The 16918-nt window shown below is 37.1% G+C and carries 13 protein-coding genes; 5 read left to right on the forward strand and 8 right to left on the reverse strand.

Going from position 1 to position 16918, the window contains the following annotated elements; translation table 11 throughout:
- Window positions 1-69: 69 nt before the first annotated feature.
- The 3 genes from ACQCVH_RS19440 to ACQCVH_RS19450 all read right to left on the reverse strand — a co-directional run bounded on the left by ACQCVH_RS19440 (window position 70) and on the right by ACQCVH_RS19450 (window position 3313).
- Window positions 70-465: a (deoxy)nucleoside triphosphate pyrophosphohydrolase gene (locus ACQCVH_RS19440; protein ID WP_426837257.1), complete on the reverse strand. Its 396-nt coding sequence runs from the start codon at window positions 463-465 to the stop codon at window positions 70-72.
- 105 nt (window positions 466-570) lie between these two features.
- A complete protein-coding gene (locus tag ACQCVH_RS19445; RefSeq protein WP_426837258.1) occupies window positions 571-2994 on the reverse strand; it encodes a DEAD/DEAH box helicase family protein in 2424 nt (807 codons plus the stop codon).
- Window positions 2987-3313 carry a nucleoside triphosphate pyrophosphohydrolase gene (locus tag ACQCVH_RS19450; RefSeq protein ID WP_426837259.1) on the reverse strand — a complete coding sequence of 109 codons (327 nt, stop codon included), beginning with the start codon at window positions 3311-3313 and terminating at the stop codon, window positions 2987-2989. Before ACQCVH_RS19450 ends, ACQCVH_RS19445 begins: the two co-directional genes overlap by 8 nt.
- 369 nt (window positions 3314-3682) lie before the next feature.
- Here ACQCVH_RS19450 and ACQCVH_RS19455 point away from each other — a divergent pair, with 369 nt between their 5' ends.
- The 5 genes from ACQCVH_RS19455 to ACQCVH_RS19475 all read left to right on the forward strand — a co-directional run bounded on the left by ACQCVH_RS19455 (window position 3683) and on the right by ACQCVH_RS19475 (window position 7578).
- A complete protein-coding gene (locus ACQCVH_RS19455; protein ID WP_426837260.1) occupies window positions 3683-4603 on the forward strand; it encodes a DNA/RNA non-specific endonuclease in 921 nt (306 codons plus the stop codon).
- 370 nt (window positions 4604-4973) lie between these two features.
- Complete coding sequence (locus tag ACQCVH_RS19460; RefSeq protein ID WP_426837261.1) at window positions 4974-5219, forward strand: helix-turn-helix domain-containing protein; 246 nt, start codon at window positions 4974-4976, stop codon at window positions 5217-5219.
- A 36-nt stretch (window positions 5220-5255) separates the two neighbouring features.
- A complete protein-coding gene (locus ACQCVH_RS19465) occupies window positions 5256-5561 on the forward strand; it encodes a hypothetical protein (protein ID WP_426837262.1) in 306 nt (101 codons plus the stop codon).
- A 410-nt stretch (window positions 5562-5971) separates the two neighbouring features.
- Window positions 5972-6316, forward strand: coding sequence for a PadR family transcriptional regulator (locus ACQCVH_RS19470; protein ID WP_426837263.1), 345 nt, complete (start codon window positions 5972-5974; stop codon window positions 6314-6316).
- Entirely contained in the window at window positions 6307-7578 is a 1272-nt protein-coding gene (locus tag ACQCVH_RS19475) for an FtsW/RodA/SpoVE family cell cycle protein (protein ID WP_426837264.1), read from the forward strand. Before ACQCVH_RS19470 ends, ACQCVH_RS19475 begins: the two co-directional genes overlap by 10 nt.
- Before the next feature lie 141 nt (window positions 7579-7719).
- Here ACQCVH_RS19475 and ACQCVH_RS19480 read toward each other — a convergent pair whose 3' ends face one another.
- The 5 genes from ACQCVH_RS19480 to ACQCVH_RS19500 form a co-directional block, all read right to left on the reverse strand.
- The gene (locus ACQCVH_RS19480; RefSeq protein ID WP_426837265.1) at window positions 7720-8013 is read right to left on the reverse strand and encodes a nucleotide pyrophosphohydrolase; all 294 of its coding nucleotides are present in this window, start codon (window positions 8011-8013) and stop codon (window positions 7720-7722) included.
- A 9-nt stretch (window positions 8014-8022) separates the two neighbouring features.
- A complete protein-coding gene (locus ACQCVH_RS19485) occupies window positions 8023-9966 on the reverse strand; it encodes a DNA/RNA helicase domain-containing protein (protein ID WP_426837266.1) in 1944 nt (647 codons plus the stop codon).
- Between the two features lie 707 nt (window positions 9967-10673).
- The gene (locus tag ACQCVH_RS19490; RefSeq protein ID WP_426837267.1) at window positions 10674-12560 is read right to left on the reverse strand and encodes a hypothetical protein; all 1887 of its coding nucleotides are present in this window, start codon (window positions 12558-12560) and stop codon (window positions 10674-10676) included.
- Complete coding sequence (locus tag ACQCVH_RS19495) at window positions 12544-14613, reverse strand: McrB family protein (RefSeq protein WP_426837268.1); 2070 nt, start codon at window positions 14611-14613, stop codon at window positions 12544-12546. Before ACQCVH_RS19495 ends, ACQCVH_RS19490 begins: the two co-directional genes overlap by 17 nt.
- Window positions 14597-15901, reverse strand: a complete 1305-nt coding sequence (locus ACQCVH_RS19500) for a hypothetical protein (RefSeq protein WP_426837269.1) — start codon at window positions 15899-15901, stop codon at window positions 14597-14599. Before ACQCVH_RS19500 ends, ACQCVH_RS19495 begins: the two co-directional genes overlap by 17 nt.
- Window positions 15902-16918 lie beyond the last annotated feature (1017 nt).

Genomic DNA, 16918 nt, shown 5'->3' on the forward strand with positions numbered 1-16918 from the left:
TGGTCTTTTTATCCCCTGTAAACAGTGACCATAAAAAAAGCCACCCAACCAAAAGTTGGATAGCTTCTTTTATGCGTATACTTTTGCAATTTTTTCAATAGCAGGAATATCAGCTGGTGCCCATTCGAGAGCGGGCAATTCTTCAGGAGCCAACCACTTGATCGCAGCATGCTCTGTAAGAACTGGTTCACCTTCAACTAGCTTACAGTAATATGTAGTCAAGTGAACAATTCCAAAATCATACTCATAAACGGTGTGTTCAATCTGTTCACCTATTTCAATTGTGCAACGCATCTCTTCTTTGATTTCTCGTTTAAGAGCATCCTCAGGCTTTTCGCCTTCTTCAATCTTACCACCAGGGAATTCCCATAATAACGGTAGGGACTTCTCGGTTCCTCTTTGAGCACAAAGGATTTTGCCGTCCTTGAAGATTACGGCTCCTACTACGTGGATATTCTTTTTCATTTGTTTCTCCTTATAATTAAGTCACTATTATAAAGATAGCACACCATTAAGCATAACTTCAATTTAGCAGATGGGATTCAGATACCCTCAAAGCCTTATTATAAATTATTGGACACTCTTCCCATTTCGCTCAAAATGATAATGCAGGCGGTATTCGGTAATCTCCTTTGTCCATTCAAAGAGCTTATCCTCATCCTCTTTCTCTATTTGAAACTCTAACTTAAAGATTCCATTATCAAAACTAATTAACCCTTTTGAACTTCCACTCCATTTGATCATAGGCATCCGGCTGATCAAACTGCTAACTCCTGTTTGATCATAATCCCATAATTTTTTAGAGGCTTTGTCCGAAAAATCAGTTCGTTTCCTATGTTCTTTCTCCATTAAATAGCGATGAAAAAATGGTGCTGCCTCTTCTGGAGTAATAGGATCATACCAGTGATTTGGCCCTCTTTCTAACATTGCCAGCAGTACAACCATTTTATAGCTTTTTGCCATTCCTGTTCTTTCAACCTCTATAAACCAGTCCTTGTAATGACTATAGACTCTTTTCTCACTTTCATCTAATTCATTTGCCCATGCCAAGAACCCAGGGTACGATTTGAACTCCTGTTTATACTGAATTGATTCTGCTGCACCTTGTAAATGCAGCTCCAAGTAATTTGGTCTTCTGCCTAAATCGAGTTTTAATTCCTGGTAATCTTGAAGAAGCTTATCCTTTCTAGGCTGTTTCTTCTTTGACATTTCTTCCAGCAGATCAATAACTTGAACATCTAGATTTATTTCACATAATTCCGGAAGCATAGGTTCCAGCGTTCTGTTTGAACCTTTTTCTGAGGTATCAAATAAACTCAACTTAATATCTGCATTTCTGTAATTACCAATCAAATCTATTACAGCACAATGGCTCTTTGAGTCATGTAATCGTAACCCACGGCCTATTTGCTGGGTAAATACAGTTAATGATTCTGTAGGACGCACAAATAAGAGTGTATCGACAGAGGGAATATCAACTCCTTCATTAAAAAGGTCCACTGTGAAAATAACATCCATTTCTCCATTCGTTAATCCTTGAATGGCATCCTGCCTGCCCATTTCAACTTGTTTAGAGTGGAGAGCAACTGTTTTAAAACCTTTACTATTGAAATAGTTCGAAAGAAAGTTAGCTTGCCTTATAGATGAACAAAACCCAATGGTTCGTGTCTGCTTTTTATCTATCCAGGCTTGTAATATCTTCTCAGCCATTTCATCACGTAATTGAAGCTGCGATAATTCCTCTTCGTCATATCGGTTCCCAAGCCATGTGATACGGCTATAATCCGTATCATCATACACACCAAAATATTTAAACGGAGCCAGCCATTTACGTTGAATGGCATCTAGAAAATCGATCCTAAAAGCTACATTTCCATCACAAATCGCATAAACATCTTTGTTGTCATTTCGATCCGGAGTTGCAGTTATCCCTAACAGAAATGTTGGTCTGAAGTAATTAAGGACCCTTTGATACGAGTCTGCTGCTGCATGATGAAATTCATCTACGATAATAAGGTCAAATTCATCAGGCTGAAAGGCCATTAAGTGTTGCTGCATACTAAGCGTATAAATGGAAGCAAAAATAGTATCGGCATTTCCTTCCTTTTGTTTTCCGTTATAAATGCCGCTTGTTCGTTCAGGCATTATTTGATGGAACGAGTTTTTTGCCTGATGAAGTATTTCTTCCAAATGAGCAACAAATAGGACCCTTTTAAATCTCTGTGCAAAGAAGCCAGCTAAATAGGTCTTGCCCAGTCCTGTTGCTAGGACAACCAGCGCCTTTTTATAATCTTCCTCCAACGTTTTGTTTAGCTCTTCCAATGCATCCAGCTGAGCAAATCGAGGCTTGATCTCTCCATAAGCTTCCTGCTCCTCTCGAACTACCACGATCGGCTGTAATTCTATCTCTTTTTCAGAAGGAAGCATTAAGTCTTTTTCTTCCATCTCAGACCACTTGGATGACAAGTTAGGGTGCTTTTGATGATAGGCTTCATAATTTAACCGATAATTTCCCAGTGTTTCTTTATTTAATGGTACAGTTTGATCAGCATAAAAATGATGCAAAAACTGTTCAAGTGCCTGATTATAATTGTCTGTTTCATTGCTGACGGACAGATTCCACTCAACACCATTACTTAAAGCAGATCTTGAAAGGTTAGAAGAACCCACTATAAAACAATCATGTGATTCATCTTGAAATAAATATGCCTTAGGATGAAAGGAAGTTCCATTGCTCCTCCAAATCCGGATTTCAATATTATTATGGATGTCTAATAAAGCAGCAAGTGCTTCTGGCTGTGTAATATATAAATAATCTCCTGTGCAGATTTTTATATCGGCACCACGCTCAGCAGCTTCTTTCAAGTGTTTTGAAATATAGCTAACCCCTGACTTCATTGAGAAAGATGTCAGAATACAAATAGAAGAAGCAGACTCAATCTGCTTCAACAAATGTGTTCCTAACTGATTGGTAATTAACTGAATGTTACTCATCTTCAACCTCAATTAAAAAAATCTTCTCTTTGAAGCCTCCGCGTTTTTCAGCTTTTCGTTTACGAACTTCTTCTAGCTCTTCAATTGATGAGCCATGGTACTCCGCTAGGGCATGTATGATTTCTAGCACATCTGCCAGTTCTTCAATTGCCTCCTCATTGTTATTAGCTTCCACATACTCTTGCAGCTCTTCGAAGCTTTTTTTCTTTAACTCTTTTATGTATTCTTTATTTTCAAGGATTCTCGTTGAGAATTCTTTACCTGTATTTTCGATAATTTCTGGAATGCGATCACGGATTAGTTTATTATAAGTTGGCATTGTAATTTCCTCCTACAGTCAACAAATAATGTTAATTATATCAGATAAAAGTTAAAAATAAATGATTAGGTCGCGGAACAAGCCAAGGGGACAGGTCCCTTGGCTCTTTTTCATATAAGAAGGTGCCTGCCCCAACACTCAAGCTTTAGCTGGTGTTGGGGCAGGCACCATTTTATGTGCTGGAAAGTATTTAAAGCATTGGGCAGAATGGTTCAATAATCCTCACAAAGTTTCTTGCATAACAAAATCGGAAATATATACCACTCAAAAAGTAATGGAACTTAGTGGTAATATGAATAGGTTAACAATATTAATCTATGTTAACATCCAAAAAATTTTAAGAATTAACTTTCATAGAGGAGTAATCAGATGAAAAAGAAACTGAACTATCTAATTTCACTTTTAACGATCATCTTCATTGCCGGCTGTACCACCGCAGAAGATGCACCCAATACAACTGCAGATAAAGTTCCACAAGAAGAAACTACCGTTACTGTTAAACCAGAAGCAGAGAAAACGGCAAGTGTTCCAGCTGGCAAGGAAACATCCACCCAATCTAATAATGAACTGTTCTCAGGATACAAACTTATAGAGGTTGATGGCGGTGATGTATCTGGTTATCGCGAATCCAAAGTCGTTGTTGACATTGGTTATGGAGACCGGGAATATTGGGCATTTACGAATGAGTACGGGCAACTAGTTCGTGTTATTGCTGACGAAATCATTCTGCAAGATGACAGTACCGAACCTGTATTATCGTCTGGAAGGTACTATTCTGATGAGGCAAAGGTTCCTGGTGTCGAGAGTGACGTTTTGGATGAAGGACATATCATTGCTGATTCTCTTGGCGGAGTATCTAATGCTTATAATATTACTCCACAAGATAGTACGCTCAACCGACATGGCGATCAAGCTTACATGGAAGATGCAATTCGTAAGGCAGGTGGAGCTGCTAACTTTGAAGCCATTATCACATATCCGAATACGGAAACGCAGATTCCTTCAAGTTATCAGTATACCTATACTTTAATGGGTAATGAGATCGTTGATACATTTGACAATGTGAACCCTGATGAAGTAAACGAATCACTCGGTTTAACGAGCGATGAGCCAACTGAAACGACTAGTTCAAACTCAAGTGGTGATATTGCTAGTGTTGATACAAACGGTAATGGACAGGTGACCATTACAGAAGCAAAAGCAGCAGGTTTTAGTATGCCCATAACGAGTGATCATTGGTTATATCCATATATGGACGACCGTGATGGCGACGGTATGGTAGGTGAGTGATTCCCTGGAACTTTAAGGCGGAATAAATGCAAGAAAGAAAATATAAAAATTCTTCACTAAAGGGTGCGTTTCTTCAATAAGAAGATCGCACCCTTTTTATAGAGGGCAATAATGAAGCTTAAACTATTTGCCTAAACTCCATCCTGGTAAAAGACCGACCTCTACTCTTATGTCTTATAACCAAAAGTGATTTAAAACTGGCATCCCATTCCTTCATAAACATGAGGTTACGCCTTCGATATCCGGTTAAAGACAGACCTTCCCGTGCTAAAACCTCCGCTTTATTAAATTTCACATTTTATGTGAACTATCGTTCATAGTGTTTCTCCCTGTGCAGTTATGTAATTACTGTAAAAAGGAGAAATTTCCTTTGGACAAAGAGCAGATCCTTTACATCGGGAGCACAATCAAACAACTAAGAGCCGAGCAGAAACTCAGCCAGGAGGACCTCGCAGGATTAACCGGCTATTCACGCGAGTACATAAGCAAAGTGGAACAAAACCATATTGACCCCAGCCTCGGCGCTGGTACAGCATCAATTGCCAAGGCATTGGGATTGAAGACTTGGGAGTTAGTAAAGATAGCTGAGGAAAATACTCAGCTGGAAGAGAAATAAGGGATGCGGCAAAGTGGAGTGATCGAGGAGTTAATCTTGAAAGGGGACAAATCATTGATAACTGAATATCGAAATTCTCGAGTTATAAGAATAATGAACGAACACGGGGATGAGGTAGAAGTTGAGCTTCTGCATTTCCCTTCTTATTACAAAGTAACAGCAACCATTTGCCAGGATTCTTCGCCTTACAAGGACTGTATAGGGATTGGAGTGGACGATGACAATGAGAGCAGTGCTTTGAGGAAGGCTCTTCGGGAGTTGTACCTGGATGCTTATGGAAGACCCTCTTCACTATTGTTCTCCAGACGGGTTTTGAACAAGCTCCTTTTGATGAAATCATAAAAATCAAGCTATAGAGAAAAGCAGTTAATACTCTCTAAACTAACTGCTTCTGTCCCCTCTTCTCCTCTAGGGAATGCAATTTATTGTCGTTTACCGGCCCACTCATTCAAACACTCTAATACCTCACCGAATGTAATGTAAGAAACCTCCATTTTCAGGATTTTATTATCTCATAACAGTAGTATGCAGTAGAAGGTGCCTGATCCCACACGCTAATGTGGGTCAGGCACCTTTTTTATTAAAAGCGGCTTATGAAAAGAATGCGCTCCAACAATTACTTAATGAATTTTTGTTATATGTAATATGCCGCTTTTCTTGATAGACATATTGACAGGTATTTATTTTTATCATAAATTATACATATAATCTCTATGCATAGATTTACTATGCATTTGAAGGGTGGACTGTTTATGAAGATAAGCAAAGAATTGCTAAAGGGTAGTACCACTACTCTTATTTTGAGTTTGCTTCATTCTAAACCAATGTACGGCTATGAAATTATCAAAGAACTGGAATCGAAGTCTAATGGAATTTTTAGTTTTAAGGAAGGCACGATCTATCCCATCCTTCACAGCCTTGAGGAAAAAGAATTAATTGTATCTTACTGGGGCGAAGGGACCGGAAAGAGAAAGAGGAAATATTACAAGATTAATGACCAGGGCAAAGAATTTATTCAAGAAAAAAAAGAAGAATGGTCCGTTTTCAAGAATGCTGTTGATGAAGTTTTAAGTGGGGAGAAAATCGTATGGGAATAGATAATAAGTTTGACATATATATTAGAGATTTGTGTAAACGGGTAAAAAATAAGGATGTACATGCCCATATTAAACTGGAAATTAACGATCACCTTCATACGCTCAAAGAGGAGGCCATGAGTACAGGACTTTCTGAAGAAGAGGCTATAGATCAAGCATTGGCACGTATGGGAGATGCTGGAGTTCTGGGAAAGCAGCTTAACAAAACACATAAAGCCCCTATGGATGTGAAAACCTTGCTGCCAGTGCTGACAGCTTCTCTATTTGGACTGCTGGTTATGTATTATTTGCAATTCCATTCGGCTTTTACAGAGCTTCAAGAACTGAAAGTTTTCAATAAAAGTCTCAGCTTCTACTCGTTGGGTGTCGTGCTTATGCTAAGCCTATTTATATTTGATTACAGAAGATTGATGAAATACTCCAGGCACCTCTATGCGGCAACAATCCTCATACTTTTATTGACCGTTCTCATTGGCGTTAGAGTCGATGATGTGCCCTTTTTAAATGTAGGCTTTGCCACTATTAATTTCACCGAAATCACTCCATTCCTTTTAGTCATTGCCTTTGCTGGAATGTTTCATTCCTGGGATTGGAATGATAATCGAAAGTCTTGGTTAGCTATAGGTATGATGTTAATACCCATTTTATTAATGGCCACTACAGGAGCCTTCGCAGCTACTATTATTAGCATCGTTGTATGTGCAGCAATCATGCATACGTCAAGGTCCAGCCTTAAGCAAACTATCACATTCGCCGTTGCTGCTTCTATATGGCCCATCTGGAATCTACTGTCCATTTCTCAGAGTTACTCCATGGCAAGTTCCTATACAGATCTTAAAATAGGTGAGGCATATTTTATAGGAAGTGCCCTTCAAGTGACCCCAAGTTTCATTTCTGAGGTCCATACAGATTATATCTTGGCATACATCATCTATTCGTTTGGGTGGCTAGCCGCAATCACGGCTTTAGCTCTGGTTTTATTTTTTATTTACAGAATATCGAATACAGCCAAAAGTGTGAATCCCCCTTATGGAAAATTGCTCATTACAGGATTGGCAGCAGTCTTTTCAGCTCAGTTTATACTAAGCCTGCTGACGAATATCGGATTATCTCCACTGACCGGTGTCCCCATACCATTCATGAGTTTTGGAGGTTCACATTTACTGCTGGAGATGATATCCGCAGGACTGATTTTAAGCGTATTGAGAAGGCGAAAAACCAAGGAGACTGTTTCCAAGACTCACGGTCTGCAAAGTAATTAAAGCAAACCGAAATGGATTCATTGCTGAAAGAAGCCATGACTAAAAATCTCAGACTATTTGCCGGTCTGAGGTTTTTTTATGGATAAAAAAAGTGCCTGAACATGCAACTAAAGGCAAAATATCAGGGCACTAATCACATCATCATTTTACAGGATACTTAACCCCATTCTTCTCAAGCTTCCTATAAACCTCTTCCTCCAAATCCACATCCATCCGATCTGCCAACTGCACTAAGTAAATCAGCACGTCTGCCATCTCTTCCTTAATGTTTTGCCTGGTGTCAGCCACTGCCTCTTCACTTGTTTTCCACTGAAAATTCTCCAATAGTTCACTAGCTTCAAGGACAATAGATATCGCCAGGTCCTTTTCTTTGTGATAATGCTTCCAGCCTCGTTCGTCTCTAAACTTTAATACTTCTTTGATTAGATTCTCCATTTGTTCTCCTTACTTATATTCTTCTTTGTCTTCTGATACTCTCAGCTCAGGTTTAAAGAACTCGTTTTCTTCATATACAGTATTGCTCTGTTCATATCGTTCTCTCAAATAAGTGGCAAGAGCAGAATCCGTGCAGTAAACATAGCAGCCCTTTTGCCCGCGGGTCATCAGAGTTCTATATGTATTCCTGATAATTTCATCCGCCAGCTTTTTGGCTTTCTTAGGATCGTCCTTCATCATTTTCTTCAAGCCTCTTAGTGAAGAATCTGTTTTAGCGCGCTTAGTATGATCTGTAATGACCTGGCCATTTTCATATCTCATGTCATCCCCGATAATGACTCCGACATATTCAAACTCCAGTCCCTGAGATGTATGGATGCACCCTGCCTCATTAACGGACTCCGGATCAATCGCCCAAGTATCAGAATTCCCCAGATTCCAACTCATTTTGAAATCGTGCTCATTCAGCATAATATCATGATAATCAGGATTGCTTTTGCCTTCCTTTTCCCAGTTCCAGCAATAGCCTGCAACCATACGAGCTTTATTGTTAATGTTCCAGCTTTCGATTTCTCTCCTCAGGTCATTCGGATTATCAAAAACTTTAAAGTCATACTGGCTTCCAATATAATCGGAGTTTGCTGTTTCACGTATTTGAAGCACATCATCAAGCCAGGCTAAATAGCCATCTGAACCATTGCAGCGGAACTGTGACTCCAAATTCATAATGGTTAAGTGAGCATGATTTTCTTTTGCATACTGTCCAATTTCGCTTATGCTGCCAGCGTCTTTTAACGTCACCCTCTGCCGTTCATCTATAAAGAAAATAGAGAACTTTGATGCCGCTATTATTTCCTTAGTCTGGTTTTCACCCAGGTTTTGAAACATGCCTGATTTCAAATTAAGTCTGTGTGCTTCATCGACAATCAGCGCATCAAACTCATTTTCAGGGGCATTGATATAACTCCCAGATCCCTTAAACAAGTTATCAATATGACCCTTCTTGAAGTCCTGCTTAAGCTTATTAGCATAAATATTCCGCGGCGCAGCATTCTTCGTCACATATTGGCAAACCATACTTTGGCCAGTCAAATGAACCAATAAATTGATAGCTAACACAGACTTGCCGGTACCAGGCCCGCCTTTTACAATCAACACCTGCTTAGTATTCGTTCTAAGAGCTTCTTTGGCCAAATGAACCGCTTCCTCGTAAACCACCTTCTGGTCATCAATCATCACAAACTCATCATTGCCCTTTAACATCAGATTTAGAGAATCCTGCAATGACTTGGAAGGTCTGATACGGCCATTCTCAATTTTATATAGATTCTCTTTATTATCCCCGAATCGAATGTAACGTTTAATAAAATTCCGGAGCTGCTGAGCCTGTCCCTTCACAAAAACAGGAGCCTGTTCAATATAGTAATCATAAATCGGATCAGTTAAAGGATCATCCGCTCCTTGATTCAAGTAATTATGCAAGTATGCACAAGGATACAAACTCATATCCTCATTCTGGGCATTCTCATTATAATCCCTGATCAAAGAAGCATAAGACCAGGCCTGATATGAAGGATGAATGGTCTCAATAAGCCCCCGGTTCATCGCCGTCTTCACAATCGCTTCTTTACCCCGGATGACCTCCACAGACTCCCACTGTTTCAACTCAACAATAACTATAGAGTCCTTATCAGCATCTCTTCCGGAAATAAGAAAATCAACACGCCTTGAAGTATGAGGAATTTTAAACTCAATCGCTACACCTGCATCACTGGGAATTTCATTATCACTTAAGACCCGGTACATATATTGCATTGAATTATCCCAAGAGCGGACCTCACGTTCATTGATTTTGCCGATTTTGGAGTTGTAGTTATTGCATATATTGTTCACTAGTTCATCGTGGAAAACGTCTTCCAGGAATTCTGATTTTGTTGCTTCGTAGACTATCATGGTTTCAGTCCTTAATTATTATTATCCTATTTATATCAACAACTTTGGAATTTGCCATAGTAAGAGTAAGATTTCTCAGACTCTCCCATACGGTATATACCTTTAATCTATTTCTTTTTATTTGTGGAGTAATAACAGAAACCTTGTCTATAATTTCTACAAAGAAAATGCAGACTCCCACTAACCGGGGAGCTGCACGATCATCTTCTAGATTTTAATATACATCTCATAAACATTACTCATGCTTTTGAGTTTCCCGCCATTCTCTCTAATCTTAATTTCACACCTGCAATATGCTCCGGACGCTTACTCTATACCTTCCTGGCCCTTCTAATTCCCTAGGGATATCATCCCTAACCTATCTTCCAGATAGAAAGCTTTGTTCCTCTGCAGCTCTCGGCATAAGAAAATCTTCTCTCCTCAAACAGCGATAGCCCTTCTCCAATTCTTCTCCAAGCTTTTATAAAAGGTCAATGATCTTATTAGAACCCTTCTGCCATAGTCCAATTGAGTATTCGTACTTACATTTAAACCAATTGTATTACGAATTAGAATACTAATTCCCACTTTATAGCTTTAAAATCTGATCTGCTGATACTATCTCTAAGGACAAAGTGTTGTGATTTTTGTACTCGTTTGGTGGTTAAGATGCCTTTCTTTAAAAGATAGATAGACCAATAACAGAGCAACTTATTCCAAAGCGCCTTTTATTGCATGAGTGGAGAAGGAGTAAAATCTTCTAACCAATAGTGAAGCTCTTCTAGGACTTCCAATTCTCCTTTAGTTTCAATTTCACCATTCTCTTTAATATGTGGAAACAGCTGAATGTATAACAGGGGTTCAACAGTTTTCTTAACCTTTGTTCCTCTTTCACTTCCATATAGACAGATTACTTGTTGTACCACCTGCCCCCTTCTTGACTTCCGATTCTTTCCCAAGTAAAAAAAGTTGTAATAACTTGTTAATTGTTGATAGGTGGTAGTAGCATAATCTTCATTGTGCATATTGGCTAATTTTCTGAACTTGGCATCAATTATCAAACTACTTATAAATAGCAATTCACCATTTTCTTTCTTTTCGTACAAGTCAAGTTTAATATCAGGTCTTTTCTTTTCCTGCCCTGCAAAAAACAGCTCTCCCTTTTGTTCAGCAGAGAATTTATCTCCATGATATTTATCATACCAACAATGAATAATAGCTCTATCGTTCTCTAACTCAAAGAAAGTTTCTGGCGGAATTAGGCTTTGATGATATAACTCTACAAAATTTGGTTCAAACCCTTTATTAATTTGAAAACCTAACTTCTTTAGACTATCTAATACGGAAAATAAACAATAATATTCATATACCTGCCAAAACGGCTTTAAGATTTTTACGAATTGTTTATTTCCTCCTTGCTTCTGATGAAACTGTTTGGATTTTTCATATATTAAATTTAATTGATAGTAATTATTATTTTTTAGCATTGGTTTGTATTTACCACGCTCAACCTCTTGTAAAAAAGAGTTATTCAATAAATAAATCATCCTGCTAAAAATTGACCGTAATTGTTTCATCCAGTTTTCTTGCTGGGTTAATATTTCATCGTGCTTTTGTATCTCTTTTTCTAATATTGAAATTTGGGCCCAAATATCAATTTTAGTAGTTTTTGAGACCTCTCTTTTGGTGTCCAAATAATTCTTTCTCTTGTGCAAATCAACTATTTTATGACGTAAAGAGTATAGTTTCTTTTGAACATCGTTGTGACTTTTCGAAATGGTTTCAATTACATGATGTAATTCTGAACTCCAAGACGATAAGATATTCTTCATCCATTGGTTCGCATTTTGATTATAATCCACCTTTTTAACACGGTTATAATAATAAGTCTCTTCTCCAACTCCACTATTTTTTGCTATCCCACTGTTTGTAGTGCTCCATTTAATCGATCTTCTATTTATTCTACCTGGAAGTAAACTAATTTCATTACTGCTGATCAAGTGAGATAGGGGATATTTTTCTAATGACATTAAAAAATAAAAGATAGATTCCTTTTGGCTCGTGATGTATCTTGCATAATCATAATACCAATTTGTAAGTATTTTTTCTCCTTTGTCCAATATACTTTCACTACTGTAAATCAAATCATAGATTATACCTTCAATTTTCACTTCTAAATAGTTATGAACAGTTTGAACTTGTTCAGTTGAGAGATATAAGGGTTTGACAATAATACCAGTAGTATAAACTTTCCCTTTATAATGAACATGAAGGTGATATGTCCCCATCCTCCATGGGAAGGTATCATGGTCTGAATGTTTATACATCCAATTTAAACTTGGCTCTAAAGATAGTTGATACCTCAGGGTTTCTTGTGTATCCGATGAGTCATAAAGAGATGTTTGAATTTCCACTTTAGCATCATTATCGAAATGCTCAGGAGCATCAGCAAAAAATTTAATTGCAGTGCTTAGTCCCTCGAATAATACAATTTTTGAATCTTGTTTTGTGTAAGCTCCGTAGGGATAAATATTATCAAAAAATTTATCCACTCCATTTTCATGGGTGATTGCTATTGTGATTGGCAAAACCTCTCCATTACAATGTATAGCCATTTCTTATCAACTCTTTCGCCTTTTGCTCAAGATATAGTAAACACTTTTCAAATTTTGGTCCTTCATATTTTGTTAGGATTATACCGAGTTTCCCGTCTTTTTCATTTGGTTTCCCATCGTTATCGACTTTAAAAACAAGACTCTCAATTTGATCACGATAACCACGAATTTTTGGTAGTATTCTTTGTTTAATTTGATAATCAAAAGCTACATCACGTGATAACAACTCATTACCATCCTCATCGAAGGGAACATTAGCGAGGTACTGGGAAATTGATTTAGCTATTCGGAATGATACACCTGTCTGAGAATCATAATTGCTAATTTGTTCGTGAAGTTCATCCAAAATTTTCAACTCTACGTCTTCTAAGGACAATAAGCCAGTAGATTGTTTAATCCAAGAAGTATATAACTGAAAAGCAATATCATGAGGAAGGTCTGCTGAAATTATTTGATCCTCTTCCCGTTCTTTTTGCTCTTCTTCATAAATTTTTGCTTCTAAAAACCCTTTTTTCTCTAAAATCAATACATTGGATCGGTCTAAAAGTCTATTGGAAAACTCCTTACCAGTTTCATCAAAATTAGCAGTACCGACAAATAAAACGTTTTCACCTATTTCAATCCCATTACGATATTCTTCTTGACGGCACATTGCCTTATCACTAAACAGCTTTAGTTTTCTTTGACCAATAGGAGCTTCCAAAATTGAGATAAAGTCACTGAAGTAATGCTCAACTTGACCTAAATTCATCTCATCGAATATAACCATAAACATTTTGTCTTTTTCTTTATTCGCTTTTAAAAGAAAGCTGACTAGGCCAGTATCACTTTCCATGTATATACCTGTTTGTTGATTTAAAAAACCCAAAACATCAGAAGGTTCAGTGAAAGATGGGCTTACTGGGATAAATAATAAATTATCCCCTTGCTTTAAACCAAGGGCATCTGCGTATAACCTTGCAAGTTCAGATTTCCCAGTTCCACTCATTCCACCTAAAATAGTAAATTTACTTGTTTTTAAAGATATGTGTAGGTTCTTCAAGTCATTTTGGTCATATATTAAATCTCTTTCTTCAGCTAATACTTCTAATCTTTCTAAAAATTTATATTCAGGATGTAAAACCTCACCGGTATTTTGAGAAGATGTTTTAAAATCATCTTGCTCTTCTTGGTCATCGGTTATTACTATCGGGCTAACTCCTTGATTTCCTTCTATGGTTTCAGCTTTTTCTAATTGTTTATAAGACTCAGTGATAACTTCTCCAGATAGATCAATCTCATCAATTAATTCCGTTCTGTTATCTGTTGAGATAAAGCATAAGTCCTTATATGCCGCTTTTGCCATTGAAAAGTGCCAGTTTTGCGGTAATGGTATTCTTTTAATTTCTTGAGGTTTTCTACAGATGTAAGTAGTAGTTCTAGCTTTGTACTTGTCAAAAACATCTGGATCTGGTATGTGATAAATAAAATTATCACATATAATAAATTCTGGCATTTCAAAGCTGTGATTATACTGTTCTAGCTCGATTGGTTTTTGATCCATTAGTAATTTTTCAAAGCGCTTATGTGATATACCTTTTTTATAATGAGGAATAGCGACATAATGAGAAGATCCCTCTTCCTCATTATCCACTAGTACAATGTCAAAATTGTAGTGATATCTTTTCTTTTGAGCTTCGTAATTCAACTTTGGTTTAAATAGGATTAGTTTATTTTTGAAATGTTCTCTAATAAATTCAACTTTATCTTCAGCAACCTCATAATTTTCACGTCCTAAATAAAGTTTGTTTCTATTATCAAATGTAATATAGACATCATCAGGACGCTTATCTAACAGCTCTCTTAATATTGGTGGTTCATCTGAATATGCTTTAACATAGAAAACAATACTACCAGCAGCACCAAATATTGAATAACTTACAGCTTTACCAGGTTCGCTACCCAAACCTGGTAAAGTTGTATCATCATCAGCTAATTTACCTAATATATAACATTCTTCGATGTTCCTCTTATCAGTATGTGAAAGTTCTCTTTGTTCAAATTTCGTCAGCATATATTAATACTTCCTTTCTGCTTAAATGTTGTATAATCTCTTGTATATAAAAAGTAATCTCGTATTGACCTAATTCCTCATAACTTATATGATGTTTTTCTAAAAACTGTCTAAATTTGTACCATTCTGTTCCATTTAAAAAAGAAGATCGGGTTACAAATACAATTTGATCCTTATTTGGATTAGAGGAACTCTTCTTTATTTCACTCATAAAATCTGAAGGAGAAATGGCTACGCTTTCAAATGGAGTGCTATTAAAGTACTCAACATCTTTTGTGACTATAATAAAGTCATATTCAGTAATGACACGATAATAAAATAACTGCAGTGGTTCGTTCTTTTGTAGGACGTTTTCTAGTTTCGTGATACTCGTAGTTAACTCATCTATCTTTAGTAAAAGGTTTTTCTCCTTGTGAATATACCTGTCCAAGCGATAAATTAAATCAGAGTTTTGCTCTTCATAGTTATTCTTTTCGAGTAATAGTTTATTAAATTTATTCTCAATCTGCTTTGCCTCCTCTTCCTTTTCTTCTGCGTTTTTAGTCAGGCGCTCAAGCTCAAGACTTTGTATATTTTGAATGGCAGTTTGAAACAGGTCTTTGTAGACTTCCTCTTTATATCTTTCGTTCCTTAATAGGAATATAACCAAAATAAAAAGATGTATATCATTTTCTGATTTTGCAAATGCTCGAAAAGCAGATTCTTCATCATCCAACAAATCTAGCATACCGTTAAATACATTTTCGGATGATTTTAGAAGATCGTCACCAAACTCTTTTAAAATCTTAATGTTCCTTTCTTGTAGGTTATTGACTCCCAATATATTATTAATTTTTTCCAGGGGTGTTTTACTCAGTTCCTCGGATATACCGTAAAAAATGTAACGGCCTTCCTTAGTGTTAGCAACTGCTGCCTCATAGTGTTTTTCAAACTCACTTGGGAATAGTTTATAGGCAATTGAGATAATCTCAAAATCACGCAAATTAAATTCGAATTCTGTACGAACAGCAAATTCAATAAACGTAAGTTCTGAGATATAAGAGTACTTCTCTGTTAAATCCTCAGCGATTTTTGCCAACAATTCCTCAAAAGGCAAATAGTTCTTTTTGTTCCCCTTCTTTTTTAAGTAACCATTATTAATTGCAGTTTTAATTGTACTCCCTAATGTATTAATGGGAGCTTTGCTCAAATTCCGTTGAAATCCTGTCACCGTTAATTTGAATTTTTGACAAATATACGCCATATCTTGTTTTTCAAGAATTGATAAAAACCAATCAACCTCAATCACAAAATCCACTCCTTCTATAAGTCACAATTGCTAGTCTAAACCCTATATATACGGTTTTAAGTACTATCCAGCACATTAATCCCTCCATAATTTTAGGCAATTTAGGTATATTATATCAAATTTGCAAAAATTAACATTCAAAATATTTTTAATATAATATTGTATTCCTGTCTCTTGAGCACTTACTAAATCAAATAAAAAACTATTGAGATGTTAACTATAAAAAACAAGGCTATCCCTTAAGAGATAGCCCTGTTTTCTTTAAGGAGAAATCTGAAAGACAATTGTAAGTTCAGTGATAATTAAAAGTTAGTTTACTCCCCAACACCCACTTCGTAACAACCTCCAAATTCGCCGTCTGCGGAAACAAATCCACCGGCTGCATATACTCCATCCTATACTCCGGATCCAGCACCGCATTATCCTTCGCCAATGTAGACGGGATACAGGACACATAATCACCCATTTTTAGGCTTAACTTTCAAAATCTTTTTCACCAGCGCCTGGTCAAGCCCGGTCCTTGGCGAGTCAGAGGCCAATGGTACCTACGCAGCAGTAGGCGCCTGCGACTTTTTCTTTGCCTGTGAGGCTGGCGCTATTTTGACTTCGTTATAGAGCTTTGACGGTCTACTCGGAGTTGAACTGGAAGAAGGTCCGGGCAGACAGCACGAGGGAGAAATCCCCGAATGTTTCCTGGATGTATTCTTCCCCCTGCATATGGCGCGTTTCTTTTCCGAAGATCAGAAATGTTTATTCATCGTTGATGTTTTGCATGCTTGATTTGACCTGCGGTAGCCTTTTGGTGATTTCTGTGATGAACTGCTCTTTTTTCGGCAGGTCTTTGTTTGATGACGATCTGAAAGAAAGTGCCAGACCCCACAAGCTTAAAAGTATTAGCTAATGGGGGATCAGGCACCTATTCCTTTAAGGTGCGGCCAACTTATTTGGAGCATGCAATTTGCACTTCAAATAACTTCAAGTACAAAATTCAGTCTAAATCAAGTAAAATATCCACTA

Origin of the sequence: Bacillus infantis (assembly GCF_050107595.1) — a bacterium.
Lineage (GTDB): Bacteria > Bacillota > Bacilli > Bacillales > Cytobacillaceae > Bacillus_AB > Bacillus_AB infantis_C.

Excerpts from the sequence above, each read along its gene's own strand:
- ACQCVH_RS19490 (WP_426837267.1), bottom strand. The coding sequence starts at position 12,560 with ATGGCTATACATTGTAATGGAGAGGTTTTGCCAATCACAATAGCAATC.
- ACQCVH_RS19470 (WP_426837263.1), top strand. The coding sequence starts at position 5,972 with ATGAAGATAAGCAAAGAATTGCTAAAGGGTAGTACCACTACTCTTATT.
- ACQCVH_RS19495 (WP_426837268.1), bottom strand. The coding sequence starts at position 14,613 with ATGCTGACGAAATTTGAACAAAGAGAACTTTCACATACTGATAAGAGG.
- ACQCVH_RS19480 (WP_426837265.1), bottom strand. The coding sequence starts at position 8,013 with ATGGAGAATCTAATCAAAGAAGTATTAAAGTTTAGAGACGAACGAGGC.
- ACQCVH_RS19475 (WP_426837264.1), top strand. The coding sequence starts at position 6,307 with ATGGGAATAGATAATAAGTTTGACATATATATTAGAGATTTGTGTAAA.
- ACQCVH_RS19485 (WP_426837266.1), bottom strand. The coding sequence starts at position 9,966 with ATGATAGTCTACGAAGCAACAAAATCAGAATTCCTGGAAGACGTTTTC.
- ACQCVH_RS19445 (WP_426837258.1), bottom strand. The coding sequence starts at position 2,994 with ATGAGTAACATTCAGTTAATTACCAATCAGTTAGGAACACATTTGTTG.
- ACQCVH_RS19455 (WP_426837260.1), top strand. The coding sequence starts at position 3,683 with ATGAAAAAGAAACTGAACTATCTAATTTCACTTTTAACGATCATCTTC.
- ACQCVH_RS19450 (WP_426837259.1), bottom strand. The coding sequence starts at position 3,313 with ATGCCAACTTATAATAAACTAATCCGTGATCGCATTCCAGAAATTATC.
- ACQCVH_RS19440 (WP_426837257.1), bottom strand. The coding sequence starts at position 465 with ATGAAAAAGAATATCCACGTAGTAGGAGCCGTAATCTTCAAGGACGGC.